At 47.1% G+C, this 26,961-nt stretch carries 16 protein-coding genes, 1 tRNA gene, 1 pseudogene and 1 riboswitch; of the genes and pseudogenes, 5 read left to right on the forward strand and 13 right to left on the reverse strand.

Going from position 1 to position 26,961, the window contains the following annotated elements; all coding sequences use genetic code 11:
* The first annotated feature begins 232 nt into the window (after window positions 1-232).
* Window positions 233-5,701: an AAA family ATPase gene (locus QT973_RS14525; protein ID WP_333055128.1), complete on the forward strand. Its 5,469-nt coding sequence runs from the start codon at window positions 233-235 to the stop codon at window positions 5,699-5,701.
* Between the two features lie 355 nt (window positions 5,702-6,056).
* On the opposite strand, the gene QT973_RS14530 is transcribed toward QT973_RS14525, so the two are convergent.
* The 4 genes from QT973_RS14530 to QT973_RS14545 form a co-directional block, all read right to left on the reverse strand.
* Window positions 6,057-7,490, reverse strand: a complete 1,434-nt coding sequence (locus QT973_RS14530) for a transposase (protein ID WP_333055127.1) — start codon at window positions 7,488-7,490, stop codon at window positions 6,057-6,059.
* Between the two features lie 456 nt (window positions 7,491-7,946).
* Window positions 7,947-8,033 (reverse strand) — tRNA-Ser (locus QT973_RS14535).
* Window positions 8,034-8,093: 60 nt separating this feature from the next.
* A complete protein-coding gene (locus tag QT973_RS14540) occupies window positions 8,094-10,703 on the reverse strand; it encodes a ComEC/Rec2 family competence protein (protein ID WP_333391591.1) in 2,610 nt (869 codons plus the stop codon).
* Between the two features lie 200 nt (window positions 10,704-10,903).
* The gene (locus tag QT973_RS14545; protein WP_015176986.1) at window positions 10,904-11,383 is read right to left on the reverse strand and encodes a DUF4079 domain-containing protein; all 480 of its coding nucleotides are present in this window, start codon (window positions 11,381-11,383) and stop codon (window positions 10,904-10,906) included.
* A gap of 373 nt (window positions 11,384-11,756) precedes the next feature.
* Here QT973_RS14545 and QT973_RS14550 point away from each other — a divergent pair, with 373 nt between their 5' ends.
* Window positions 11,757-11,990 carry a hypothetical protein gene (locus QT973_RS14550; protein ID WP_333055123.1) on the forward strand — a complete coding sequence of 78 codons (234 nt, stop codon included), beginning with the start codon at window positions 11,757-11,759 and terminating at the stop codon, window positions 11,988-11,990.
* 96 nt (window positions 11,991-12,086) lie between these two features.
* Here the strand turns inward: QT973_RS14550 and QT973_RS14555 are convergent, their stop codons facing one another.
* The 9 genes and pseudogenes from QT973_RS14555 to QT973_RS14595 all read right to left on the reverse strand — a co-directional run bounded on the left by QT973_RS14555 (window position 12,087) and on the right by QT973_RS14595 (window position 23,190).
* On the reverse strand, window positions 12,087-12,425 hold the full coding sequence (locus QT973_RS14555) for a DUF1815 family protein (protein ID WP_015176985.1): 339 nt from the start codon (window positions 12,423-12,425) through the stop codon (window positions 12,087-12,089).
* 317 nt (window positions 12,426-12,742) lie between these two features.
* Window positions 12,743-13,474, reverse strand: a complete 732-nt coding sequence (gene radC / locus QT973_RS14560) for a RadC family protein (RefSeq protein ID WP_333055122.1) — start codon at window positions 13,472-13,474, stop codon at window positions 12,743-12,745.
* A gap of 476 nt (window positions 13,475-13,950) precedes the next feature.
* A pseudogene (locus QT973_RS14565) lies at window positions 13,951-14,176 on the reverse strand (IS66 family transposase); the annotation flags it as partial.
* A 335-nt stretch (window positions 14,177-14,511) separates the two neighbouring features.
* A complete protein-coding gene (uca, locus tag QT973_RS14570) occupies window positions 14,512-18,129 on the reverse strand; it encodes an urea carboxylase (RefSeq protein ID WP_333055121.1) in 3,618 nt (1,205 codons plus the stop codon).
* 313 nt (window positions 18,130-18,442) lie between these two features.
* Complete coding sequence (locus tag QT973_RS14575) at window positions 18,443-19,084, reverse strand: urea amidolyase associated protein UAAP2 (protein ID WP_333055120.1); 642 nt, start codon at window positions 19,082-19,084, stop codon at window positions 18,443-18,445.
* Window positions 19,085-19,161: 77 nt separating this feature from the next.
* On the reverse strand, window positions 19,162-19,893 hold the full coding sequence (locus QT973_RS14580; RefSeq protein ID WP_333055119.1) for an urea amidolyase associated protein UAAP1: 732 nt from the start codon (window positions 19,891-19,893) through the stop codon (window positions 19,162-19,164).
* A 322-nt stretch (window positions 19,894-20,215) separates the two neighbouring features.
* Complete coding sequence (locus QT973_RS14585) at window positions 20,216-20,992, reverse strand: ABC transporter ATP-binding protein (protein WP_333313906.1); 777 nt, start codon at window positions 20,990-20,992, stop codon at window positions 20,216-20,218.
* 176 nt (window positions 20,993-21,168) lie between these two features.
* A complete protein-coding gene (locus QT973_RS14590) occupies window positions 21,169-22,020 on the reverse strand; it encodes an ABC transporter permease (protein WP_333055117.1) in 852 nt (283 codons plus the stop codon).
* A 102-nt stretch (window positions 22,021-22,122) separates the two neighbouring features.
* Window positions 22,123-23,190 carry an ABC transporter substrate-binding protein gene (locus QT973_RS14595; protein ID WP_333234023.1) on the reverse strand — a complete coding sequence of 356 codons (1,068 nt, stop codon included), beginning with the start codon at window positions 23,188-23,190 and terminating at the stop codon, window positions 22,123-22,125.
* A gap of 144 nt (window positions 23,191-23,334) precedes the next feature.
* Window positions 23,335-23,486: riboswitch (guanidine-I (ykkC/yxkD leader) on the reverse strand.
* Between the two features lie 432 nt (window positions 23,487-23,918).
* Between QT973_RS14595 and QT973_RS14600 the strand changes: the two genes are divergently transcribed.
* The 3 genes from QT973_RS14600 to QT973_RS14610 all read left to right on the forward strand — a co-directional run bounded on the left by QT973_RS14600 (window position 23,919) and on the right by QT973_RS14610 (window position 26,866).
* Window positions 23,919-24,056 carry a hypothetical protein gene (locus tag QT973_RS14600; protein ID WP_333055115.1) on the forward strand — a complete coding sequence of 46 codons (138 nt, stop codon included), beginning with the start codon at window positions 23,919-23,921 and terminating at the stop codon, window positions 24,054-24,056.
* A gap of 208 nt (window positions 24,057-24,264) precedes the next feature.
* Entirely contained in the window at window positions 24,265-26,079 is a 1,815-nt protein-coding gene (gene atzF, locus QT973_RS14605; RefSeq protein ID WP_333391594.1) for an allophanate hydrolase, read from the forward strand.
* Window positions 26,080-26,119: 40 nt separating this feature from the next.
* Entirely contained in the window at window positions 26,120-26,866 is a 747-nt protein-coding gene (locus QT973_RS14610; RefSeq protein ID WP_333055113.1) for a calcium-binding protein, read from the forward strand.
* Window positions 26,867-26,961 lie beyond the last annotated feature (95 nt).

The following is a 26,961-nucleotide window of genomic DNA, read 5'->3' on the forward strand; positions in this document are numbered from 1 at the left end:
GCGGTTGTTCCATAAGCCTTAGCTAAGTCATTTTCTACTTAGTCTCAACTCAAGTATCAACAGCTCTTACATAAAATATTAAGTCGAGTTTTTAAAATCCCTCTTTCATAATTGGAATTTCCAAAATATGTTAAGAAAAATGTAATTAATGAATAGCAAGGCAGATAGAGGGAAAATAGTAGAAAGTAACTCTAAGAAGCTTCCGACTTGAAAGAAGTAGGAATACGTAGAAATGGCTAGCATAAAAAATCTTGTTCTAGGATATCACATTAACGAGCAAATATACGCAGGCAATCGAACTCTAGTTTATCGCGGTTGTCGGTCTTCAGATCGGCTGCCCGTAGCGATCAAGCTGCTGCGAAATGACTTTCCCCGCTTCAACGAACTGGTTCACTTCCGCAACCAGTACGTCATTGCTAAAAACTTAGATATCCCTGGCAGTGTCAAGGCATACAGCCTAGAGACTTACCACAACCACTATGCTCTGGTGATGGAAGACTTTGGCGGAATTTCCTTATGTAGCTACCTGGCTAATCTAGCATCTGAGAGCAACGAACCCCTAGAAGGCTTGCCCGTGAGCGAGTTTCTGCCTATTGCGATTCAAATTGCCAACTCCCTCGACGGACTTTATCGCCACCACGTCATCCATAAAGACCTCAAACCTGCCAACATTCTCATTAACCCCACCAGCAAACAAGTCAAGCTGATTGACTTCAGCATCGCTTCCCTACTACCGCGCGAAACCCAAGAAATTCAAAATCCCAACGTGCTTGAGGGCACTTTACCTTACATTTCTCCCGAACAAACTGGGCGGATGAACCGAGGCATTGATTACCGCACAGATTTTTACTCGCTGGGAGTCACATTCTACGAATTATTAACAGGAAAGTTACCATTCCAAACAGACGATCCAATGGATTTGGTACACTGCCACCTCGCCAAACAGCCCCTCCCAGCCTCAAGTTTAAACCAGAGCGTTCCATTGGTGCTGTCGGAGATTGTCAGCAAACTGATGGCGAAGAATGCTGAAGCTCGCTATCAAAGCGCCCTAGGACTCAAGTTTGATTTGGAAATTTGTTTATTCCAGTGGAAAGAGACAGGGAGGTTAACTAACTTTAAAATAGGGGAGCGAGATTTGTGCGATCGCTTCATCATCCCAGAAAAATTATACGGTAGAGAAACCGAAGTATTCTCCCTGCTATCGGCCTTCGAGCGCGTGAGTGGCGGCAGCACCGAAATGATGCTCGTTGCCGGTTTCTCCGGCATTGGTAAAACCGCTGTTGTCAACGAAGTTCACAAACCAATTGTGAGACAGCGTGGCTACTTCATCAAAGGCAAATTCGACCAATTTGCGCGCAGCCAGCCCTTCTCAGCTTTTGTACAAGCTTTTCGCGATTTAATGGGACAATTGCTCTCGGAAAGCGATGCTAAAGTTGAGGAGTGGAAGACTCAAATCCTGGCAGCATTGGGCGAAAATGCTCAGGTAATCGTTGAGGTAATTCCCGAACTAGAGCGGATTATTGGCTCGCCACCCCCGGCACCAGAACTCGTCGCCAGTGCTGCCCAAAATCGCTTCAATCGGTTATTCGAGAACTTCATCTCTATCTTCGCCACTAAAGAACATCCCCTCGTTATTTTCTTAGACGACTTGCAATGGGTAGACTCAGCCTCATTGAAGTTGATTCAACTCCTGACGAGCGATCGCGATCGGCGCTATCTCTTTTTAATTGGAGCGTATCGAGATAACGAAGTTTTTCCCGCACACCCTTTGATGGTGACATTAGCCGACATTCAAACAACCGGAGCTACGGTAAACACCATTACTCTAGATCCGCTTGAGCGCTTCCATTTGAATTGTCTGATTGCCGATACATTAGCTTGTTCTACAGCGTTGGCTCAGCCTTTGACAGAACTCGTTTATCAGAAAACCAAAGGCAATCCATTTTTTAGCACACAATTCCTCAAATCTTTGCATGAAGATGGGATAATTGAATTTAATTTTGCAGCTCGGTATTGGCAGTGCGATATTGCTAGAGTCCGAACCTTGGCTCTAACGGATGATGTACTAGAATTCATGGCACTTCAGTTGCGAAAGCTGCCAGCCCGGACACAGGAAGTTTTAAAGTTAGCTGCTTGTATTGGCAATCAGTTCGATTTGGCTACATTAGCAATTGTTGATGAGAATTCACCAACAGAAACAGCAACAGCTTTGTGGAAAGCATTGCAAGAAGGGTTGATTTTACCAGTTAGCGATGTTTATAAATTTTATCAAAAATGTGGTAACAGTTTATCAACATCAATCACTGGAGAAGAATCCGAGCAATCACCAGTTAACAATGACCAATTAGTTAAATACAAATTTTTCCACGATCGCGTCCAACAAGCAGCCTATTCCCTCATTCCTGAAGACCAAAAGCGCTCTACTCACTTAAAAATCGGTCAACTGCTGTTAAAGAATACGCGCGAAGCCGATCGAGAAGAAAGAATGTTTGATATTGTCAACCACTTGAATATGGGAGTAAATCTAATTACCCACGAGCTAGATAGGGAGCAATTAGCACGGTTAAATCTGGTTGCCGGAAAGAAAGCTAAAGCTGCTACTGCCTATTCTGCTGCGGTTGAATATTTAAATATTGGCACAGAATTACTGGCAGTAAATAGTTGGGAGAATCAATACGAACTAACATTAGCGCTGCATACCGAAGCAGCAGAAGCGGCATATCTAAGCGGTGACTTTGACCGGATGGAGACATTAGCATCACTCGTGGAAAGCTGCGCCAAAACGCTACTGGACAAAGTGAAGGTATATGAAGTACAGATAGAAGCTTATATGGCGCAAAATAAGCTACAGGAAGCTCTGAATACAGGGTTGCCAGTCTTACAGCAGTTGGGGGTAGAGTTTCCCTCCGAGCCAAATTTCTCTGATATTGGACAGGCACTAGGAGAAACCGCGTCAATTTTGAGCGGAAAGGGAACTGAGGACTTAATCGATCTCCCTCTAATGACAGATCCTCAACAAATAGCAACTATAACCATTCTGTCAAGCCTATTTACTCCTGCCTACATAGCGCTGCCGCCACTCGCGCCTTTGGTAGTTTGCAAACAAGTCAATTTATCTGTCCAATATGGCAATGCTTCTTTGTCACCCTATGCTTTTGCCATATATAGTTATCTTCTCTGTGGCATGGGAGATATTGAGCGGGGCTATGAGTTCGGTCAAATGGCTTTACGTCTCTTGTCAAAGTTGGATGCCAAAGAAATCCAAGCCAAGACATCCGCAATGGTACATTCTAGTATTCAACCTTGGAAAGAACACTTCAGAAAGAGCTTAGAACCTTTGCTGTCAGATTATTTTTGTGGGCTGGAAACCGGAGAGTTAGAATTTGCTGGCTATGCTATCTTTCAATACAGTTATTACTCGTATTTTATTGGCAAGCAACTAACGCAACTCGAACGAGAGATAGCAAGCTACGCAGATGCCGTCACTAAAATTCATCAGGAAGCAGCACTTTCTTATCAGAAAATTTGTTGGCAAGCCGTTTTGAACTTGATAGGAAGAGCGCAAGACCCATGCCATTTAAAGGGAGAAGCCTACGACGAAGAGACAATGTTGCAACTGTATGAGCGAACCAATAACTACCTGGGGATTCATTACTTATACTTGCACAAACTTGTGCTTTGTTATCTGTTTGAAAATTACCCGGAAGCCTTAAAAAATATCGCTCAAATAGAAAGTTATTTGAGCGCAGCTTCAGGGCAGATAACTGTTGTCCTCTTCTATTTCTACGATTCTCTAGTACGGCTGGCAGTGTATGCCGATACTCCACAGTCCGAACAACAGGAACTTCTTGACAGAGTACAAGCTAATCAAGAAAAAATCCAGAAATGGGCGCATCATGCCCCCATGAATCATCTGCATAAATTCTATCTAGTAGAGGCAGAGCGGCATCGGGTTTTAAACCAAAAAATAGAAGCGCTTGAGATGTACGACAAGGCGATCGCCCTCGCCAAAGAAAACGAATACCTCAACGAGGAAGCTCTAGCTCACGAACTCGCTGCTAAATTCTATTTAGAATGGGGTAAAGAAAAACTGGCAAAACCTTATTTAATTGATGCTTACTATGCTTACGCTCGTTGGGGAGCAAAAGTAAAGATTGACCATTTAGAACAGCGTTATCCCCAATTGCTGGCTGTGATCCTGCAACAGGAGCGAACTCGCCAGAATCCGACCGAAACAACTCACACATCCAGCAGTGAATCATCCGTATCTAACACGAATAGAACAATTATCGGTAGCACTAGCAGTTGGGGCTTAGTAGATTTGCCGACAGTAATCAAAGCTTCTCAAGCTCTATCGAGCGAAATTAAACTCGATCAATTGCTCACTACCCTCATGCAAGTGGTGGTAAAGAATGCCGGAGCACAAACCGGAGCATTAATTTTGAATGAAGAGGGAAACTGGAGGATAAACGTCCACTGCACAAACCGCCAAGAGTGCCTTCTGCAATCAATGCCGGTTGAGGAGAGTGAAGTAATTCCTCTCACCCTGATCAACTACGTCAAACGTACAAAAGAAACCCTGATTTTTGATGATGCTAGCAATCAACCAAGATTTGCATCTGACCCCTACATAATCCACCACCAACCTCAAAGCCTGCTGTGCACTCCGATCAGCGAGCGAGGGAAAATGATGGGGATTTTGTATTTGGAAAATAATTTAGCAACCGGGGTATTCACGGGCGATCGCGTCGCCATCCTCAACATCCTGTGCTCCCAAGCAGCAATTTCCTTACAAAACGCCAGACTGTATCAACAATCCCAGGAATATGCCCAAAAACTAGAACAATCTATCCACGATCTCAAACAGATGCAGTTGCAATTGGTGCAGGGTGAAAAAATGTCTGCTTTGGGAAATTTAGTCGCAGGGGTAGCCCACGAAATTAACAATCCCGTAGGCTTTATCGCGGGAAATTTGCAACCGGCTATAGAATATGTGGGGGATTTATTCAATTTGATTGATTTGTATCAAGAAAAATTTCCTAATCCGGGAGGAGAAATTGAAGCAGAAATTGAAGATATGGACTTGGAGTATTTGCGAGAAGATTTGCCCAAATTGATTGGTTCAATGAAAGAGGGAGTCGATCGCATCCGCAATATCAGTACAAGTTTGAGAACGTTTTCCAGGGCAGATAGCGATCGACCAGTTGCTTTCAATATTCACGATGGACTAGAGAGCACTCTGCTAATTCTCAAGCACCGTTTAAAAGCCAGCGAGTTCCGCCCTGCCATTGAAATTGTGAAAGAGTATGGTAACTTGCCCCTAGTGAAATGCTTTCCTGGACAGTTAAACCAGGTATTTATGAATGTGCTGGCTAATGCCATTGACGCTCTGGAGGAGTCAAATAAGGGGCGCTGTTTTAGTGAAATTAAAGCCCTACCTAATCAAATCACGGTTCAAACTGCTCTGAGCGAAGACAACAATCAGGTTGTGATTCGGATTAAGGATAATGGAGTGGGGATGTCGCCCGAAGTCAAGGAAAACATCTTTAACCACTTATTTACAACCAAGCCTGTGGGTCAAGGAACCGGATTAGGATTGTCGATCGCCCACCAAATTGTTGTGGAAAAACATGGAGGTACATTAGTGGTGAATTCTTCTTTAGACCAGGGTTCGGAGTTTGTGATTTCTATTCCGGTGTGAGCCTTTTGTAGTAAGGCTTGAGGGCAATTAGCAGACCCTCGAAATGACAAGCCACGTTGTTAGAATAAACAGGAAACTGGGCACGGGGAACGAGCAACAGGCTAGGGGTTGTCGTGCTAGAAACTGGCGACTACGGACTTGGAAAACAAAGAATCGAGGCTAATTTTCCCATCATCAGCCCGCACCTTATTCGTGATTGAGACAGCGGTTTCCAACCGCCCGCTTTACCAACACTCTCCCCTTTTTTTGTGCCCGTTTTGAGTCAAGAGTTCCCTGGAGATTTTAAGCCTCTACCTTGCCGAAATGAAAGCAGCTATCATGCTACTCAGATTGTGGAGGTGAACTAACCTGACGGTCAACTGGGTACAGTTAGACCGCAGGCTTCTTTTTCCTTTTTTTCAAAGGCTTTTTTGAGTGACGGAGTTCCCCCGCCACTTTCATAACTCAGACCAATCTTTCTGACGAGTTTAGCTGAATTTTCGTCTCGATCTAAAGATTCCCCACACTGGCAAGAATGCCACCGTTCCGATAATTCTTTCGGGACTTTATTGAGGCAGTTCCAACAGTGCTGGGAAGTTCCCTTTGGATCAACAAATAAAACACTTTTACCTAGTTTCCAGGCGACATATTTCAGAACGTTGGCGAATTGCCCGTGAGCAGCATCAAGCATGGATTTATTCAAACCACTCTTAGCTGACTGACCGTTAGGCAAATAAACCAAATTACCATTCTCAATATCGGTCTTGGGCTTGGCACGTCTAGTCAGATTTTTGACACTCAAGTCTTCAACAACTAAAACATCACATTTACCGAATAACTCATGTGCAGTTTTGAACTGAAAATCTAATCGGGATCTAGCCACGAACTGATGGAGTTGGGAAACCTTGTCCTTGATTATTTTCCAAGGTTGAGAACCCTTGACTCTATTAGCTAACTTCGCTTGAAGCCTTGCTAATTTCTGAGCCGATTTCCTCAAAAATCTAGGATTCTCAACTCTTTCACCATTGGAAAGGTAAGCGTAATTAGTAATTCCCAAGTCGATACCCACAGTATTTTCATCAGTCGGTTGAATTTCTGCAACCGTTACGGGAACCGTCTTATCTTCTAGCGTCAAGGAAATATACCACCCATCCGCTTCTGAGATAACACTACCCGTCTTAACTTTGAACCCTGTTGGTATTGGGCGGTGAAAAACCATAGGTACTTGACCTATTTTGGCAAGGCTAATACAAATCCTATTTTGCTCATCCTTGACAATATTTAGGTTGTCTAATTGAGGATAAGTGAAGGATTTGTAGTAGGGTCGCCCCTTGAATTTAGGCTTGCCTCTACGATGGCCATTTTTGTCGGGCGTAGTAAAGTTTGAAAAGGAAGTTTCTACTCTGTTGACGACATCTTGCAAAACCTGAGAATCCAACACTTTATAATTAGGAAACAGCTTTTTAGTGTTTTTTATGTCAGCAAGTTGTATCGTCTGCCACTGTACATATCCGCCTTCAATGTTCGAGAAAACGTCACCTTTCCTGGTCAAAGGATTGCCTGATTCATCCTTCTTTCTGCCATCTCTAGTTTGCACTCTCGTCAAAGGAATATTTCGATAAATCTCCTCAACAGGGACTATCGAAACAATCAATGGGCAAGCGTTTATGGGCGTTCTCGTGGCTGACCACCACCTAAATCTTTCGCTGAGTCGGTAGTTGTACTGCCGGCGACAAAGTTCTAAGTGAGCCACAATCGTCGTTAGTTGGGCAATGGTTGGTTTGAGGCGGTATTTGTAAGTTAGTTGCATTTCTAAACTTCCTATTTTCGACCTTTGCATAGTATAGTTTATGTACGTCTAAAATGCAACACCAAATTACTATTTTAGCACTGGGAAGAACATCGAAAATCAAGATGCTCCCGAAGATTGATTCATAGTAGGCAAGTCTAATTGTCGGCTTCCGTTCCTCCATCCGACGAGCCTTTCATCACGCGGGCGTAATTCATTCGGGGTACTTCGCTTAGCGCTCAGATTCATCCCCTCTGAATATACGCCCGGGACTTCCCGGCTGGTAGTTAAAATAGATTTCGAGGCAATTTTAGAAATACTTTTGTCTTGACCGATCGCCCTGATGCGGTGTGGAGTGAAAGCAAAAAGTGGTATACAAGAGTGGTTTATATACCACTTTTGTATACCACTGCCGATAAATTGCACAGATGGCTAAAAAAGCGGATAGCCTCAAAGCCTTGTGGAGTAAGGGATGTACGGAGAGGGTGGGATTTGAACCCACGTTAGAGTTACCCCTAAAGTAGATTTCGAGTCTACCGCATTCAACCGCTCTGCCACCTCTCCAATTGATTTGAGATGTGAGCTAAAAGTATTTTACCGCACAGTGTGCCAGATTGTAAATCTTTATAAAAAAGAAGTTTGATTTTCTTCAGATTCCAAAGTGGTCTTAAATCCCCCTGCTGGAGTCCACTGGAGGGCTCCGTCGCGCCCTGTCCAGAAAATCTGGGTTTTGCTTTGGCGCAGTTGGGCTGCGGTTTCTGGGTCGATTTCGTCAGCAGAGGCGATCGCCACTTGTGGCCCAACTGCGCTTAAGAACTCAGCCGTTAGGGTTTTTCCTGACCACCACAGCACTTGAGCCGGCTTCAAGGTTCCCGTTGCTGCCAATTTTTTTTGCACTTCCGGTGTCATTTCACCGATGAGCAACCAAGTTCGATTTCCCACCAGGAATTCTACCACCGGAATCTCCGCATTCACCAACTGCAACCGCGTCGCACCCATATCAACTGTACTGTTAGTTTCTAAAGGAAAGTAAACGCCTTGGCGAGATTGCACAGCCGTCATAAATTCCTGATTGTTGCTACGGTAAATTTGTTTGGGAGCGTTATTATCATAAAAGGTTTTTATTGGCAAGCGTGCTAGTAATTTTCCCCAACCACTGCTCAATCCTAAATGACCGTGAGTGGCGATCGCAAAATTCACAGAATTAACTCCTTGCTGCTGCAAAAAAGGCAACACTGTAAACCTTACGGTATTTTCATCACCGCTATTAATTAGCGCCACTTTTCCCCTATCTTGAATTACTAAAACAGGTTCGCCAGATGTCGCCAGCAAAGTAACTTGAAATAAAGAGGATTGAACGTGCCAAGCTGGCAAAACTATGATACTTATTCCCCCCACCAGCGCCAGCGGTAAAATCCAAGCAGATGAAAAAACAGGCAGCCTAATAACTCTGCTTTTCCCCTTCTTCCCTTTCCCCTTTTCCTGATTTTTCCCTCTGACTGCTTCCGGCTTCCGTCTTTTTTCTTCCTTCCTCCTTATATCCGTTACATCCGTTACAGAATCCTTTGCCGAACTTCCCCCGATCCAAACCCAGCAAATTAAACTGTAAAGCGCGATTAGCTGAAACACCGATACTTGACCGACAGCTACCGAATTACCGGGTAATTGCGAGAAATATTGGGCGATCGCAATTAACCCCTTTGCCGGATAGTCCAGCAGTTGTGCTAAAACACTGCCAGCGGGCGGAAAAATCAATCCAGCTAAAGCGCTAACCATCCCCCCAATACTCAAAATCCACAGCAAAGGAGCCGCAATAATATTAACTAAAATGCTGTAAGGTGATACCACGCTAAAAACGTAAAGTAGCAGCGGCAGCACCCAAACTGAAGCGGCGATCGGAACCACAACAATCGAAGCGATCGCAGGAGGCATCCAGTCCAATTTTGCCATCAGTGGTGGCGTTGTCACGATTAACCCCAAAGTTGCCAAAAAACTTAGTTGAAAACCTAAATCCCAAATCCACAAAGGGTTAACCAGCAGTAAAATAGTAGCAGCGATTAACAGCAATCCCAGCGGCTTAACTTGGCGGCTGAGCACCAAAGCAAATAGTGTTCCAAATCCCATCAAAGCAGCGCGGCATACTGATGGTTCAAAGCCAGTTAATGCCACTAGCAAAAATAAAGCACCGACGCCAAAACTAAATTGCAATTGTTTGGAAAAACGCCTGGTTAAAGCTAGAACTAAAGCCAAAACCATCGAAACTTGAGTGCCGGAAGCTGCGATCGCGTGGGCTAATCCAGCCTGCACAAAATAGTCGCGGATGTTGTAAGGTAAATCTACTGCTTGTTTGCCGAGGGCGATCGCACTGATTAGCGGGCCTTCGGGAACATTTAACTGCGATAGTTGCGATCGCACGATCCGCTGCCGCATCGCTTGAATTTTCGATGGCTGCATCCCGCTTGGTTCCAAGAAAGCAGCCGTTTGGCTGTTAACTCGATTTACATCCGCGATCGCCTTTTCTCTCTTCCAGTCAATTTGACGCCCTTTGAGCCCTACAAAAGCTCCTTCTCTGGCTAAATATGCTTGAAAATTAAAAGCCCCCGGATTCGACGGCGGCTGCGGTTTGTACAAGGAACCCACAACTGCGATCGTATTGTCGGCGTACAAACCCGTTGCTTGCAGCAGGGGCACTGTAACGTAGAGTTTGCCGGATACTGGGCGGTTTACGACTGCTCCTCCCTCGCCGCCGTTGATTTCGCTAACTAAATCTGTTTCTAGCCAAAATTGCGATCGACCCGATCGAGTCAGTCGAGGCGTACTGGCAACTCTACCGCGAACTGTCACTGCCACTTCTTGAGTGTTGCCGCCAGCCGGAATCAGTTTGCTGATGTCATCTATGGCCGGTTGGGGCGATCGAACTGCAAAATAAACGCTAGCTAGAAATGCCAGCAAACCAGCAACCGCCCACACCCATTTCGCTCTCGGCAGCATCTCCAACAAACTCAACTCTTCCCTCGCATCTAAGGGTGCTTCAAGAGCATTTTCTTTTTGTCGGCTGCGTCTTTTCTTAGTAACTTTGACAGAATTTTTAGTATATTTCCGCAACAATTTCGGCAGGGCGATCGCTACCGTTATTCCCAAAGCAAGTATCCCGTATCTACCCCAAGAAACCGCTGTAGAAATCAATCCCAAAATGTAGGCAAGACAGAAGATGACACCCGTTGCTTGATTCATTAATTAGCAATTTAGAGGGGGAATATTTCAGGGCAACCTATGCACTCCTTACCAAAGAAACCGGGTTTTTCAGGCGGAGTAAAGGGCTAAACGCCGTGAACTTGGGTAAAAAACCCGGTTTCTGGCTACCCGTGCGTAAGTTATGGCAAAAATTCTTTCCTTATATTCTTTCCCTTCCCCTTCCCCTTCCTCTTCCTTTTCTAAATAGACAGCCCCAATTTTAAACCGAAAGCCGCGTGCAGCACCATAAGTGCAAGGGCCGTCGTGCCTAAATAAGCGTGAACCGCGCGCAGTGCCAGCTTATTGCCCCCAAAACCCGTTAGCGAAATCAAGCTGCCAACAGCCAGCAAAACCAGCACTGCCGAACCAGTCCAAAAATGCGGACTTTCCATGACTGGCTGGTGCTGCATCACCAGCGACAGCAAGCCGCCTGTATAGCCCAAAGCTAGAAACAGAAACATCCACGGTGCAAGCTTGCGGTGATCCGATCGACTTTTGAGTGCGACATCTTTATCGGTTGCCAAACGTCCCTGCCATCCCGTATACCCGACAAAACTGCCCATCGCCACTACCACGATCCCCATCATTACAGGGTGTCCCCAATGGGTAATTGGTTCGGGAATTCCTAGACTGCGAAATTGACTGGCGATGGGTTCTAGTAGTTCGCTTAAATTTACCATTTGATACTGACTCCAAACTTGGCGATAAATATTTTCGGACTAATCATTAAAATATTATAAAATATTAGTGTAGCAAGTGCGATCGTGCACTTCAAAGAGCCGTTTAACCTAACAGCCCAACATTGGCCAAAAGCCTAGATATACGCAAAACTTAGCCGGCTTGGGCCGGCTGTGAGATGTTTTACAGCAATGATGCTGTTTCAAGTTAATTGTTAGCTTTATCGGCTAAATCTAAGAGCAAAAATAAACGCCATTCGCCCGCACATCACACCCCGTGGGCTGCCTTTTGCCCAATCTTCACAGCCTCATCCTCACTCTGGATGTTAAATTATACCTGCCTGCTCAAAGTTAATTTCAATTCCTTGACTTTTGAATGCCCAAGGGGAAATTTAACATCGCAGCCGACGAGCCGTCACACTTCTACATTTTGCTAATCGTTCTCAAGGGAGAATCAACTGCTGAAAAAAAACTAGAGGTTCCAAGTTTGAGACTTCTGGCATCAAGTATGCCGTCTGCCCAGGCTCACTTCGATCGACCGATCGCTAAACAGTCTCAAGGCACCCTGATAGCACTCTTGGCTGTTGAGCAGCCATCGCTGTGCACCTAAATGAATCCTCCCAACTAACTCGCTGGGGATTCGGTTTTAGCAGACAAGCAGCCACTTTCTTGCGTCGCCTTCCTCGGAACCGTGCAATCGCTACACTCACTGGGCCGTCGCTAAAGTAGCTTCCGAAGGTTGGATTTGATACTTTACGAGATTTGCCAGTTCTTGTAACTGATTAATCGCTTCTGCACCTTCTAGTTTCATGAGTTCGCGGTCGTCCCGCATCTCAGTCCAAGTGATACCGTAATCTGACACTAAAAATCGAATCAGATGGTTGTCCGTCAAACTGACCATAAATGAGGCACTGTTCATCTGACCCCCGCAAGTGTAGCAGGATGCCAGATAACCCCGATGCTCTAGCACGATCGCTAAAGCTTGGAGGTTCATTACCAAATCTTGAACGAATTTACGGTGTTGTTCTGCAAGTCTCAGAAACACAGTTCTCCTCCTATCACCACACCGTGTATTTTACATCCCATTTAATAATTTCTTAATAAGTGGGTCTTTAGGTGCTGGTTCAGTATACGTTTAGTATGCTCAAAAAAAATCGGATTAGCGACCTCTTCAGCCTACGTATACTAGATTAACCGAGTTGCGATCGAAACGAAGTATCAGCAGCAACATTCACCCAAAACAGGCTCTCGCGGGGGACTCCAGCCGGAAAATTTGCCTGCTGTCAGGGCTGATTCAGCCGTTCGAGAGCCCAAAGATACAAATAACTAATGATAGTAATGAAATTAGTTAAGTAGAAGAGTTCAATCACCCTGGGGATACTCGTCCCAAAGCGTCGTCGTCTGCCGCAAGCTCCGAAAATCGCCATTCCCCAAAATCAAGTGATCCAGTAGCGGAATCGACAAAAACTGCGCTCCCGCCAGCAACTGTCGCGTCAAAGCAATATCCTCCGGGCTCGGTTCCACAATCCCCGATGGGTGATTGTGCGAGATAATCGCCCGCGTCGCCCCCTGGCGGATCACCTCGCGAAAAATATCCCGTGGGTGAGCCAAAGTTTCCGTGGCTGTGCCGATCGTAATTACCTGAGTACCCAGCAGCCGATTTTTCACATCCAGCAACACCACAGCAAAACGTTCCTGAGACTGCCACATCAAATCCTGACTCAGGGCATCAGCCGCCGCTTGGGGAGAGTCAACCACAGCCATTTCCGGCGGCCGCGACTGAAAAACCCGCTTCCCCAACTCCACCGCAGCCAAAATCGAAGTCGCCTTAGCCGGGCCAATCCCGTGAATCTGCGTCAACTCCTGAACGCTAATACTGCGTAGCACAGCCAGAGGATCGCGGGAATGCAAACTCAACTGATTTAAAATATACTGTCCAAGCCCTACGGCGGAAAGTTTGCCGGGGCCCTGACCAGTACCCAGGAGAATCGCAATCAATTCTGCAGTTGCCAAACTTTTCGGGCCACCCGCCATCAACCGTTCCCGTGGCCGTTCACTCGTTGGCAAATCGGCAATTCTCAAGCTGTAAGTCATAGCTGCACCCGCACCGCAAGCTCAACAATTAGACAATTTTAGCCGATCGATTTGTGTTCTTCAATTCGTACAATCACCGAAAAAAGCCTTCATCATTAACCGAGGCTGTTGGCAGATAAAATCTAACCCAGGGTTTCGCAAGCGATCGAGTCTCGATGTCGATCGACCTTAAACCGATCGCCCGGATATGCCTCTAACACTCGCTGCGCTTGGGCTTGAGTCGCAAATTGACACTCCCCACGGCTAGAAGCCAGGCCGGGCGGATTTATTCTGACCGGATGATTATATAATAGAACCGGCGCGAGGCTAGGGGACGATCGCCCGTTCTATCCAAACTCTGTGCATAGCTCCATGAATTTAATTGAAGCTATTATTGCAGTGTAAGGATTCAGGTCTGAAAAATGGGAATAAACGAGCGGCATAGGCAAGGCACAAGAATGTGCAGAAATAGCCTCACGGAAAAAAGCCATTACTCAACGAGCTTGAAAACGACAGGTTTGAATCACACGAGCGGAGATTAGCAGTTTCCTCAAATCGTTTCATCGAACGAGATCCGCCAAAAACTTTCCGTTTAGTTACAGCTAGCCATAGAGAAAGTTCTGCTAAATTATTATCCGGAGACATCGAGGACTCATCCAGAAAATACCACCACTGTTTTGCTTTATCTGGTAAGTATTTGAGCAACAAACCTGCGGCATAACCCACAAGGATCAACCAAGTCACCAAAGCTTGATTCAATCTTATTTTGAAATCTTGATCCCACGAGTTGTAGGTAAGGATCGCGAATTAAATAACTTACAATTTTAATTGTTATTGTGGGATGGGCGTCCCGCCCGTCATGAGTGGACGGGCGGGACGCCCATCCCACTTTCAAGAGTGGAAATTATTTAATTCTCATTCCTAAGTATATCCTTTGTTTTGCGCCAGGACTCATGGGCGATAAGCTGTTCGGCATTTAAAAGACGATAGTAGTGTGCCTCATTACAGAAGTGTTTCCCGCATAAGCGCGTAAGTGTTCACTCCTGACACCAGAGGGATTAATTCGGTTGAATAGCCGCTAGAATTTGCCCTGCTGTCACCGTTTGCCCCTTTTCACAAAACAATTGAGCCACAGTGCCAGCAACATCAGCAGTAATAGCAATTTCCATTTTCATCGCTTCCAAAATTAACAGACGATCGCCCTCAGCAACCACATCTCCCACATTAACCAGCACCTGCCAAACATTAGCCGAAACGTGAGCGACAACTGCCTCACAGTCGATCGGCAAAGTAACCTCCGCCGCCGTGTCAGAAGCCCCATCCGCCGAGGATTCTGCGGCAGCTTCAGCGTCAAATTCCCCGGAGGCGGCCCAGCGATCGCGCTCTGCATTAAATGCGGTCTGCTGCTGCGCTTTAAACTCAGCCGCACTGTTAGCAATAGAATGCAAAAACTCATTGTATTCTCTCAAATTAAAAGTGATTTCCTCAACCTTTAATTTAAACTTACCTTCAATAAATTCTTCCCGACAGCGGTGCAATTCCTCATGAGAAACCGGATAAAATCGGATTTGGTCAAAAAAGCGCAAAAGCCAAGGTTTACCAGACTGGAAATCCGCCGTTTGTTTGAACCGATTCCACATTTGCACCGTGCGGCCGACAAATTGATAACCTCCCGGCCCTTCCATCCCGTAAACGCACAAATACGCGCCGCCAATGCCAACTGCATTTTCAGGAGTCCAAGTGCGGGCGGGATTGTATTTAGTAGTAACCAAACGGTGGCGCGGATCGAGGGGAGTTGCGACGGGCGCGCCTAAATAAACGTCTCCCAAACCCATCACTAAATAGCTAGCATTAAATACAATTTCTCTGACTTGTTCGATGCCCTCAAGCCCGTTTATGCGGCGAATAAACTCAATATTGCTGGGACACCAAGGTGCATCCGATCGCACAGACTGCATATATTTTTCAATAGCCAACAGCGTCGATTCATCTTCCCAAGATAAAGGCAAGTGCACAATTCGCGCCGGCACTTCCAAATCCTCGATCGCCGGAAGTTCCGCCTCCGCCGCAATCAGCGCCTGCATTAGCTGCTGTTGCGAAATCTGGCGGCCCTCAAAGTGAATTTGGAGCGATCGCATTCCCGGCACTAATTCGATAACACCCGGCAACGGATTTGCTTTCAACTGTTCCATCAATGCGTGCGCCCGAAAACGCAAATTTAAATCCAGCACCAACGGGCCGTATTCAACTAGAATATATTTATCCCCAGCTTGACGGTAAGTAACAGCAACCTGTCCCGGAGATTCGGGAATTTCGTGCAAAATTGGAGAAGCGGGAACTGCGGGCAATTCCGCCGAAGTTTCCCCAAAAACAGGCAAACAAAAAGTAGCAATTTGCCTATTTTGTGCTAATTCCCGCTGCAAAGCTTCAGCAAAACTCAAACAGTGAAAGCGAATGCTATCCCCCGGTTTCAGTTGCCCGATTTTCCACAATTCCGACTGCACAATAGTAGCAGGACAGACAAAACCTCCCAAACTCGGGCCGTCCAGACCCAGAATTACAGGCATATCGCCCGTAAAATCGATCGTGCCGATCGCGTAAGCATTATCGTGAATGTTAGACGGGTGCAAACCCGCTTCTCCCCCGTCTTGACGCGCCCAGGTGGGCTTCGGGCCGATCAGCCGAATGCCCGTCCGCGTCGAGTTATAATGCACCTGCCATTCTGTGGAGAAAAACATTTCGATGTCTGACTCAGTAAAGAAATCTGGCGCGCCATGAGGCCCGTACAAAACGCCGATTTCCCAATTATTGCTGTAGGTGGGAATTAATTCTGGAGGCAAAGATATTTCCGCTTCCAGAGTTGCAGTTTGGTTGAGTTTTAACACATCTCCCGGACGCAGCGTGCGGCCCGCGTGTCCGCCAAATTTGCCCAGTACAAAAGTTGATTTGCTGCCCAAATAATCGGGGACATTAAAGCCGTGTTTGACTGCTAAATAAGTGCGGTAGCCGCCGCCTTGAATGGCTTTTAACTTGAGAATGCTGCCAGCTTTTACGGGAATAGCTGTCCAAAACGGCACCGATTCGCCGTTTAGCGTTCCCTTCATAGTTGCCCCAGTCAAACTAATAACTGTATCGGCATTAAAGCGCAGAGTTGGGCCTGTAGCTGTGAATTCCAATCCTGCTGTCGATTCGGGATTTCCTACTAAACGATTTGCCGATCGAAATGCCAGATGATCCATTGGCCCGGAAGGCGGCACGCCAACATCCCAATAGCCAATCCGCCCCGGATAATCCTGAATGCTGCTGTAGGTTCCCCCATCCAATACATCGATCGTTAAAGGTGCGTATTCAAAAGAGTTTAAAAAGCGCGTGCTCAGTTCGCCCCGGCTGAATCGGGAATCGTCCAAAATCTGGCGGAGGTAATCTAAATTAGTTTCAATTCCCGCTATTTCACTGGCATCTAAAGCAGCTTTTAGTTTTACGATCGCCTGCGATCGATTATCCCCGCAAACGATTACTTTGGCTAGCAGCGGATCGTAAAAAGGAGTTACCTCCGTGCCGGTTTCTATCCAACTGTCGCAGCGGACGTTTTCGGGAAACGCAACTTGATTCAGCAACCCGGAACTCGGCTGAAAATTCTTGCCGGCATCTTCCGCATAAATTCGCACCTCAATTGAGTGGCCCTGCGGTTGATAGCGGTACTCTTCCAGGGGGAACAAATCTCCCGAAGCCTGTTTTACCATCCACTCAACGAGGTCGATGTTGTTGACAGCTTCAGTAACGCCGTGTTCAACTTGCAGGCGCGTGTTGACTTCCAAAAAATAAAACTGTTTCGCATCGACATCAAATACAAATTCAACAGTACCGGCTGACTGGTAATTTACCGCTTTTCCCAGCCGCACTGCTGCACTGTACAACAGATTTCGCTGTTCGTCGCTAATAGCAGGGGCGGGGGTTTCTTCAATTACTTTTTGATTGCGCCGCTGCACCGAACAATCTCGTTCGCCCAAGGCTATGACGTTTCCTTTGCCATCTCCAAAGATTTGGACTTCAATGTGTCTGGCTGTTTGAATGTATTTCTCTAAAAAAACGCCGCTTTGTTTAAAATTGCTTTGACTCAAACGCTGTACTTTTTCAAAGGCTTCTGCCAAATCTCGATCGCCAAAACAAGCCTGCAAACCGATACCACCGCCGCCTGCGGTACTTTTGAGCATCACCGGATAGCCGATCGCCCCAGCCGCTTTTTGGGCATCCTCCAAACAGGCTAAAAGTTCGCTTCCGGGAGTTAGCGGCACTTGATTTGCAGCGGCTATTTCCCGCGCGGTGTGCTTCAATCCAAAGCAGCGCAACTGAGTCGGAGTCGGGCCGATAAATGCAATATTTTCGCTTGCACAAGCTTCGGCAAATTCAGCATTTTCGCTCAAAAAGCCGTAACCCGGATGGATAGCTTGAGCTTTTGTTTGGCGCGCAACTTCGAGAATGCGATCGAACCGCAAATAACTCTCGGCTGCGGCGGCTGCACCGATACAAACAGCTTCGCTGGCGGCGAAAACGTGCTTGGCATGGGCGTCGGCTTCAGAATATACTGCTACCGAAGCAATTCCGAGGCGATCGAGTGTGCGGATAATTCGGCAGGCAATTTCACCGCGATTTGCAATCAAAACTTTGTTAAACATTTAGGGAATTGGGAATTGGGAATTGCTAATGGCAGGGGTTCAGAAACCGGGTTTTTTCCTAAATCTTGGTGAGGATACAAAAATCATCGCAGAAACCCGGTTTTTTGGACTTGGGGCAGGGGTTCAGAAACCGGGTTTCTTCCTAAATCTGGGTGAGGATACAAAAATCATCGCAGAAACCCGGTTTTTTGGACTTGGGGCAGGGGTTCAGAAACCGGGTTTCTTCCTAAATCTGGGTGAGGATACAAAAATCATCGCAGAAACCCGGTTTCTTGGACTTGGGGCGGGGGTTCAGAAATTAGATATTTTCAGATTACACAGAATCCCAAACAATCAACTGAATCGGCGTAGGATTGTAAGCATTGCAAGGATTGTTCATTTGCGGGCAGTTAGAAATAGCAACAAGCGCGTTCATTTCGGCTCGCAAATCAACTGTACTTCCCGGATCGGAGATGCCGTCAACAATTTCAAGCGTGCCATCTTCGCTAACCGGAACATTCATAAAAAAGTTGATATTGCTGACTAAATCTCGCTTACCCAAACCGTAGGGAAGAATTGCGGCAAGGAAATTTTCAACACAGGCGTGCTGGTATTTTTTATCTAGTCCAAACCGCACCGAATTGCTCTCGCAGCTACAGGCGCCGCCGGAGGTATCGTGGCGCCCGCAGGAGTCAGCAATTATGGTCATCATGGCTCGCCCTTCGTTGGAAATGAGTTGGCTGTTTGTAGTGACAAAGATGTTGCCTTGATTGACGATCGTATCGGGGGCGCTGTAGCGTTCGGAAGGGTCATCGGCATTGTAAACTAAAAAATCTACTGCTTGATTTCCGCCTAAATCTACAATACGAAGAATCTGTCCTTTTTTGATGACACGAGACCAGGGATGTCTGGCGGGTAAAACTTCGTTATAAATTGCAGTTTTTGGATCGAGAAGTTGTTGGGTAGTTGCAGTCATGGTTCACTTTTTGTGATGGAATAGCAGAATTTTTTACCGCCGATTGGTGCGGACAAGATTGAGTGCTGGAATCGGGTTTATTGCACGAACAAAGCATCGGTGTTGATGAAGCCGCGCACTGCTTCCGGGTTGGCGGTGCGGCACAAGTCGTCTGGTGCGGGTGCGGGGGATTTCACAATCTGAATTTGGATGGGTTTTGGATCGTAAATTGAACCCGGATGCAGGATGTGGGGACAGTTAGAGATAATTGTCAATACGTTCATTTCGGCTCGCAAATCGATAAAACTACCGGGTTTCTCGCAGCCTTCGCGATACTCCATCGTGCCGTCTGGTTTGACGGCAATGCGAGTAAATAAGTTGAGGTTGGGCATGATATCTTTTTTGCCCAATCCCCACCGAGTTAGGGCTTTGAGGAAGTTGTCGCGGGAGTTTTTCCAGTCTCCTTCGCCGTATTTTTTGGCATTGCTAATGGCGTTGCTGCATCCTCCTAGCAAATCGTGACAGCCGGAGGTGTCTTGGGTGATGGAAAATAGGATGCGCCCCATGTCTGTGTAGATCACCATGCCTTGTTTGAGAAAGGCATTGAATTGAATTTTGGCGGTGTCTGCTGCGTTGAAACGTTCGATCGCATTGTCGGCGTTGTAGCACAGCATGGAAACGCCGCGAGAGCCTTCTAAATCGGTGATTCGCAGGGTGTTTCCCCGCTTGATGACTCCCGACCAGTACGCGCCGCCCGGTACGGTTTCTTGCATTAATACGAGGTCTGAATCAATTTGTGAATTTGTGTCGATCGATGATAGTTGCACCATAAGTTCCTCTTGATGTATTTTGGGGGGGGTGAGGGAAACAAAACAATAGTATTTTGTAGTGGCAAAACTCACCCTCTCCCAAAGTAATATTTATCTACACTGATATTTTGCACCATTCTCAATAACAGGCAAGATGCCTGTTCCACAAGAAAATTTAGTCTTTGTGGGGTGGGCATCCTGCCCGCCCGAACAGGCAAGATGCCTGTTCCACAATAAAATTGAATTTTTTTGTGGGGAGTAGGGGTTGGGCTTCTAGCCCGCCAGAACAGGCAAGATGCCTGTTCCACAAAGAGTAAAAGTGCAACTGCAAACCTATTTCTATTTAAGCAGCCATTGCAACTGCTTCCTGTCCGTGTTTCCGCATCAAATCCATGAGTTCGTCGCGGTAATCGTGGAATTTGGCGTGGCGTTTAATGCTGGGAGTGCGATCGGGCAAATTAATCGACATTTCCTTTCTCACTGTACCGGGACGAGCACCCAAAGCATAAATCCGATTGGAAAGAAACACCGCTTCTTCGACATCGTGGGTAATCATAAAGATTGTAATCTGAGTGCGGCGCCACAAATCGAGCATGAATTCGTGCATCGATTCTTTAGTGTGGATATCCAATGCGCCGAAAGGTTCATCCATTAATAACACTTTAGGTTCAGAAGCGAGGGCGCGGGCGATCGCCACCCGCTGTTTCATCCCCCCCGACAATTCCTTCGGCAGCGACGAAGCAAACTGCGTCAATCCTACCACATTCAAATAATAGCTAGCTTGTTCGCGCCGCTTTTTCTTGGAAACGCCTTGAAGTTTAAGGCCAAACTCAGCATTTTCCTGCACGTTCATCCAAGGATAAAGAGTGTAATGCTGAAATACCATACCTCGATCGGGCCCAGGCGAAACAACTTCTTTCCCATCAATTTTCACTTCCCCTGTTGTCGGCTTGTCCAATCCCGCAATCTGCCTCAACAGAGTAGATTTGCCAGAACCGGATGCGCCTACCGCGCAGATAAATTCGCCTTGCTTGATGGTCATATTGATGTCCTTGAGGACAACTAATTTACCCTTTTTTGTTTCAAAGTTTTTGTGCAGGTTGTTGATTTGTAGAAACATGAGTTTATCCTCTGTATTGTAAGTAAAAAAATGACACCATTCTGCTTTTTAACCTCTGCAGGACTTACGCACTCCGACAAAGAAACCGGGTTTTTTACCTAATATGCGGGCTGCAAGCTGTGTATTTTCGTAAAAAAAACCCGGTTTCTGAGCCCCATGCGTAAGTCCCGATCTGCTTACTGTTTCTGACTTGACCATTTACAAGAAACCCGCAGCAGATATTGAAAAAGCAAGTCAAAAGTCAGTCCGATCGCCCCAATGACAATCAGCCCCACAAAAATTTCATCGGTTCGGAGAAATCGACCTGCGACGCTGATCCGGCGGCCCAAGCCTTCGGTTGCCGCAATCAATTCCGAGACGATTACCAATTGCCAAGCCGCAGCCAAGTTGATGCGGCTAGCATCAAGAATTCCCGGCAAAACGTGGGGAAAAATAACTTGAGTGAGGATTTCCCAGCGATTCCCGCCCAACATATAAGTAGATTCTATCAAGTCTTTGGGAACAAACTTGACTGTATCCATCACCATCAGCGAATTGAAGAAAAATACGCCGATAAATATCAGCATTATTTTGGGTTCTTCGCCGATTCCCAAGTAGAGAATTAGCAGGGGAATGAACGCTGGTGCGGGCATATATCGCATCAAGCCGAACATGGGTTCTAGCAAGGCGCGAATACTGGCAAAACTGCCCATCAGCACACCAATTGGTATGGAAAAAACCAAGGCGAACAGAAAGCCCACTCCCACCCGCCACAAACTCGCTACCGTGTCTTTCAAAAGTTCGCGAGTGTTCCACAGCCTACCAAATGCCTCTAAAACTTTGCCGGGGGAAGGCAAAAATTTGGGGTCTACATCGGCGAAGGTTGTTACTAGCCACCACAGCAGCAGCGGCAGTGCGATCGATGTCACCGTTAACCCAATATTGAGGGGTTGTGGTATCTCTTCCGCAATCCGCCAGAAAACGGTGGGATTTAGGCTTTTTTGCTTGAGGTGGGATTGGATCGATCGAGGATCGGGATTTGGTGGCATGATTTAATTGCGGAATGATTGAGCGAGTAATTTTAGTAGCTTTTTGGTATAAATAATAAGGTGGAAACTTTGTTGTGTCTGCAAAATCGTAAATTTTGCCTCCTAGCTTTTACCTTCGGCATAAGCTTTGATAAAGCGATCGTCAAATAATGTACTGATATCTGGTTGGGTTTTTGCTAAATTTACATCTACAAGAAATTTAGTCATTTCGGCCGCCGCAAACTGCAATGATGTCATGTCATTTCCCGGTTGAAAGGCTTTCAAGTTTTCCTCTATCGTAAATATCTGAGTGCCGTTTTCATATTCTTTATATTCCTCAACGCTAACTCCGGCGCGGTTGGCGAGAATCTCGTAAGATTTCTCTTGATTGGCTTTCATGTATTCCAATGTTGCAAACCATGAATTGACCAGGGCTTGCACTCGATCGGGGTGTTCGCCGATAAACTTTCGGGTGAATACCAAGTGGTCAGAAATCGCCCCCGGAAAATCTTTGGAACTAAACAGTTCCTTGCTGTTTTTTCGCTTTAATGCCTGGGTGGTAAACGGCGCAAATACTGCCACCGCATCGACTTGTCCTCCGACGAAAGCCGCCGCAGCTTTGCCGGTTTCCAGCGGTACAAATTGAATATCTTGCACTGATAAACCTGCTTTTCTCAGCCCTAACAGCAATAGAAAGTGATCGACAGTACCCTCCTCTGCGGCAACTTTTTTGCCTTTTAAATCGGCAACGGAATTGATGCCTTCGGCGACAATCACTTTGTCATTTCCTGTCGAGTTGTCGTTGACTAAAACAATTACTTGGTCGGCGCCGCCTGATATAGAGTTTACTGTATCGCCGAGGGTTTGGCTGTTAGCATCTATCTGTCCTGCTGTGAGGGTGCTGATCGATTCTAAGTAGCCGTCAAACCATTTTAAGTCTACAGCAACATTGTTAGCTTCAAATATCTTTTGTTCTTTGGCAATTTGCCAAGGAAACCAGCCGGGCCACGCGCTGAATCCGAGGCGAACTGCGTTAGCACTTACTGAAGAAGCTGCTTCACTTTCTGTCGTGGTTTTGATATAAATTGCCGGGTTGACGCAGCCGACAGCAAAAAACAAGGTGATGAAAAATAGGGCGCAGTAGGACAAGGGCGATCGCGTTATTTTTGGGGAGCAATATCGGATATTCATAGCATATTCTGGTTGCTGGTTAGAGGTGAATATGTCGATCGAGCTTTTGCACCTTCTTTGGCTTCCTTAGCTGCCGCAAACCCCCCTGATATACAAGGATAAAGCCCGAGAGCTAACGAACCGAGTCTTGCTGACCGATCGCGTTTCTCCCGGGCTTTTATCCCGCCGTGTAACTGGCTAGTGTTTCCCTAAAATTAAAATATTGGGGCAACCAGTCTGCTTCTCTCGGACCAGCACTTGAACTTTCTAAACAGAGTTAGAAACTGATTCAAATCGGAACCCTAGAAGCGGTTAAATTTTTTCGGTTTTTGTCTGTATACAGCACTTTTCAGGTAAGGTACCTAGCCCTTGTAGGGACACTCCAAAAGCCAATTGATTTCAACTTTCCACGTTAAACCCCTAGTCCGACAGGGGTTGAAACCCCTGTCTCAAAGCTAAAGTCCTCTGAAGAGGACTAATAAAAATTTTAAACTCATTAGTCCTCTTCAGAGGACTTTAACTATTAGACAGGGAATTCATTCCCTGGCGGACTCAGGGATTTATCCTAGACTGTTGATTGCTGCAATTCACTTACTTTTTTTAAAGATAAGCATACTGTAGCGTGCAATCTTACTAGATTGCTACGTTTCAAACCCTAACAGCAAACTTGATGCGAAAATGTGTAAAATGTTACAAAAAACCGTTTTTCTCGAAGTAAAATTAAAATTTTTGGAAGATTAAACCGGGCAATGAGATGGGGCGATTGTCGATCGCGAAGTTTATCTGCACAAAAAGACGAAACCAGCAAGGTCATGGTTGAAGATTTCTTGAGAAATACTTCGAGTCCTAGACTGGATGCGAGTACGATCGACAATGCGGTAAACTAACATTCTATTTGTTGTAATAACGATCGCCTAACACAGCCTGTGAAGTCAAATCCGTTAGCATTGGAATTATTCATCTCTCTGGGATCTCCCTCTGCGTTCTCTGCGTTCTCTGCGGTTAAATCATCCTCATATAACCAGAAATGATATGAAGTCAAATCTTCAATCTAAAATCTAAAATCTAAAATCTAAAATCGACTGACCGTGCACTATGGAAAAATTTAACTACAGCAACAGTCTCGACATTCATTCGCTGCTCGATCGCTACCGCACCGGCTCGATCGCGCCTGCAGATGCGATCGCCAGCGTGTACGATCGGATCGAACGCTATGCAGATCCGGCAGTATGGATTTATTTAGCACCGGAGGCGGAAACCCTCGAACGCGCCAAAGCCTTGGAAAACCTAGATCCGCAGCAGCTACCACTCTACGGAATACCTTTTGCGATCAAAGATAATCTCGATTGGGCGGGCGTTCCGACTACGGCGGGATGTCCTGCGTTTGCTCGCACTCCAGCGCGATCGTCCGCAGTCGTAGAGCGCCTGTGCGCGGCAGGTGCGATCGCGATCGGCAAAACAAACATGGATCAATTTGCCACAGGATTAGTCGGAACCCGCACACCTTATGGAGTTTGTCGCAATCCCTTCGATCGGCGCTACATTCCGGGCGGATCGAGTTCCGGTTCCGCAGCAGCAGTCTCCGCCGGATTGGTGAGTTTTGCTCTGGGTACCGATACCGCAGGATCGGGGCGGGTTCCCGCTGCTTTTACCAACATTGTCGGGCTGAAGCCAAGTTGCGGATCGATCGGCACTCGCGGCTTGCTACCGGCAGTGCGATCGCTCGATTGCGTTTCTGTGTTCGCTCTCACCTGTGCGGATGCGGCCTCCGTGCTGCAAGCAGCCAGCGGTTTTGACGCTGAGGATGCGTTTTCTCGTCGCCCTGAAACGAAAGTTTTGCCGGATTTATCCCGCTTGCGGGTGGGAATTCCCGCAGACGGCGAACTCGAATTTTTCGGGAATGCAGAAGCCGAACAGCGCTACCGAGAGTCGATCGCGCGCTTGCAATCATTGGGCTGCACGATCGCACCTATTGACTTCAAACCCTTTGCGGATGCTGCCGAACTGCTCTACGGCGGGCCTTGGGTAGCAGAAAGGTTGGCCGCGATCGGTGATTTCCTCGACGCGCACCCAGAGGATATAGATCCGATCGTCTACGAAATTATCAGTGGCGGCAAACGCTACGATGCCGTCGCAGCCTACCGCGCGTCGTACCGGTTGGCCGAACTCCGCCAGCTTGCAGAAATTCAGTGGGAGTCAATGGATGTGTTGGCGGTTCCCACGACAGGTACGATTTATACTGTGGCAGAAGTTGCAGCCGAGCCGATCGCGCTCAACACCAATCTCGGCCGCTACACGAACTTTGCGAACTTGCTCGATTTGTGCGCGATCGCAGTTCCCAGCGGGTTTCAAAGCAGCGGATTGCCCGCAGGATTGACACTGATGGCTCCTGCGTGGCACGATTTATCGCTCTGCCATTTGGGCTCTGCTTTCCACGCTAGCTTGGGGGGAACTTTGGGCGCAACCGGTCTGCCGCTGCCCACCGTCCCGGAACCCGTTATCGCAGCCAAATCTGACTCAGAAGAACGAGTCAAAATAGCCGTGGTTGGCGCTCATTTGAGCGGTGAGCCGCTGAATTATCAACTAATCGAGCTCGGAGGCATTTTGGTTCGCGCCTGCCGTACCAGCCCGATTTACAAGCTGTACGCTTTGACGGGTACTGCTCTGGGCAAGCCGGGATTGGTGCGTCAGATAGAGGGCGGTAGCGCGATCGAGGTGGAAGTTTGGGAGTTGTCGATCGCCGCTTTCGGCGGATTTGTCGCTAAAATTCCCCCGCCGCTGGGAATTGGTACGCTGGTGTTGGAGGACGGCTCGACGGTGCAGGGCTTTTTGTGCGAACCTTATGCTGTGGCGGATGCGATCGATATTTCTCATCTCGGCGGTTGGCGAGCTTATAACTTCCGGTTTTAAGTTAAGTTAGAATTGCAAATTTCTACCCATCTTCAGAATCATGCCATCAGCAGTGCCACTTGTACCAATTCCCGTCACAACCCCAACCCCCACCGGCGGCGGTACCCGTCCCGGAGGGGCCGCTGGTGGCACTCGCGGCACCAGCGGCCCCGACTCCCTCAGAGGTAGTGCGGGCGCTAACTTGATATTTGGTTTGGGTGGCCCTGACAGCATTTTCGGCTTAGGCGGAGACGATTCCCTCTACGGCGGCGACGGCGATGACTCACTGCTGGGGGACGTTGGCGATGATTTGCTGTTCGGCGGTGCGGGCCGCGACAGCGTTTTGGGCGGCGCCGGCGACGATACTTTCTACGGCGGCAAAGGTTCTGACTCAATGCTGGGCGACGTTGGCAATGATTTGCTGTTTGGCAACCAAGACACCGATACTTTGTTGGGAGGCGCGGGCGATGACTCGCTTTTTGGGGGTGCCGGCGATGACTCGCTGTTTGGTGGCATCGGCAATGACTGTTTATCGGGCGATCGTGGCCGAGATACTTTAACTGGCGGCACCGGAAACGATACTTTTGCGATCGGGCGTTTGGCAGACGGGGATGTGATTACAGATTTTACTGATGGTACGGATCGAATTCGCTTGACTGCCGGCCTTACTTTTGGCGAAATCACCATTTCCGCTGGGGCAGGAACTTCGCCCAGTACAATTATTCAGCTTACAAGCACCAAGGAAACTCTGGCTACTTTATTCGGAGTTGCCCGCACTTCTATCAGTCAGGCCGACTTTATTCTTTAATTGGGAATGGGGAATTGAGAATTGATAATTGGGCTGGCGGGTACTTTGTAGTTTTAAGTTTTCAATGTTTAACTTGTTAACTAAAAACCGCTTTT

Source organism: Microcoleus sp. Z1_A1 (genome assembly GCF_036700305.1).
In the GTDB taxonomy this organism is placed as follows: Bacteria; Cyanobacteriota; Cyanobacteriia; order Cyanobacteriales; family Microcoleaceae; genus Microcoleus.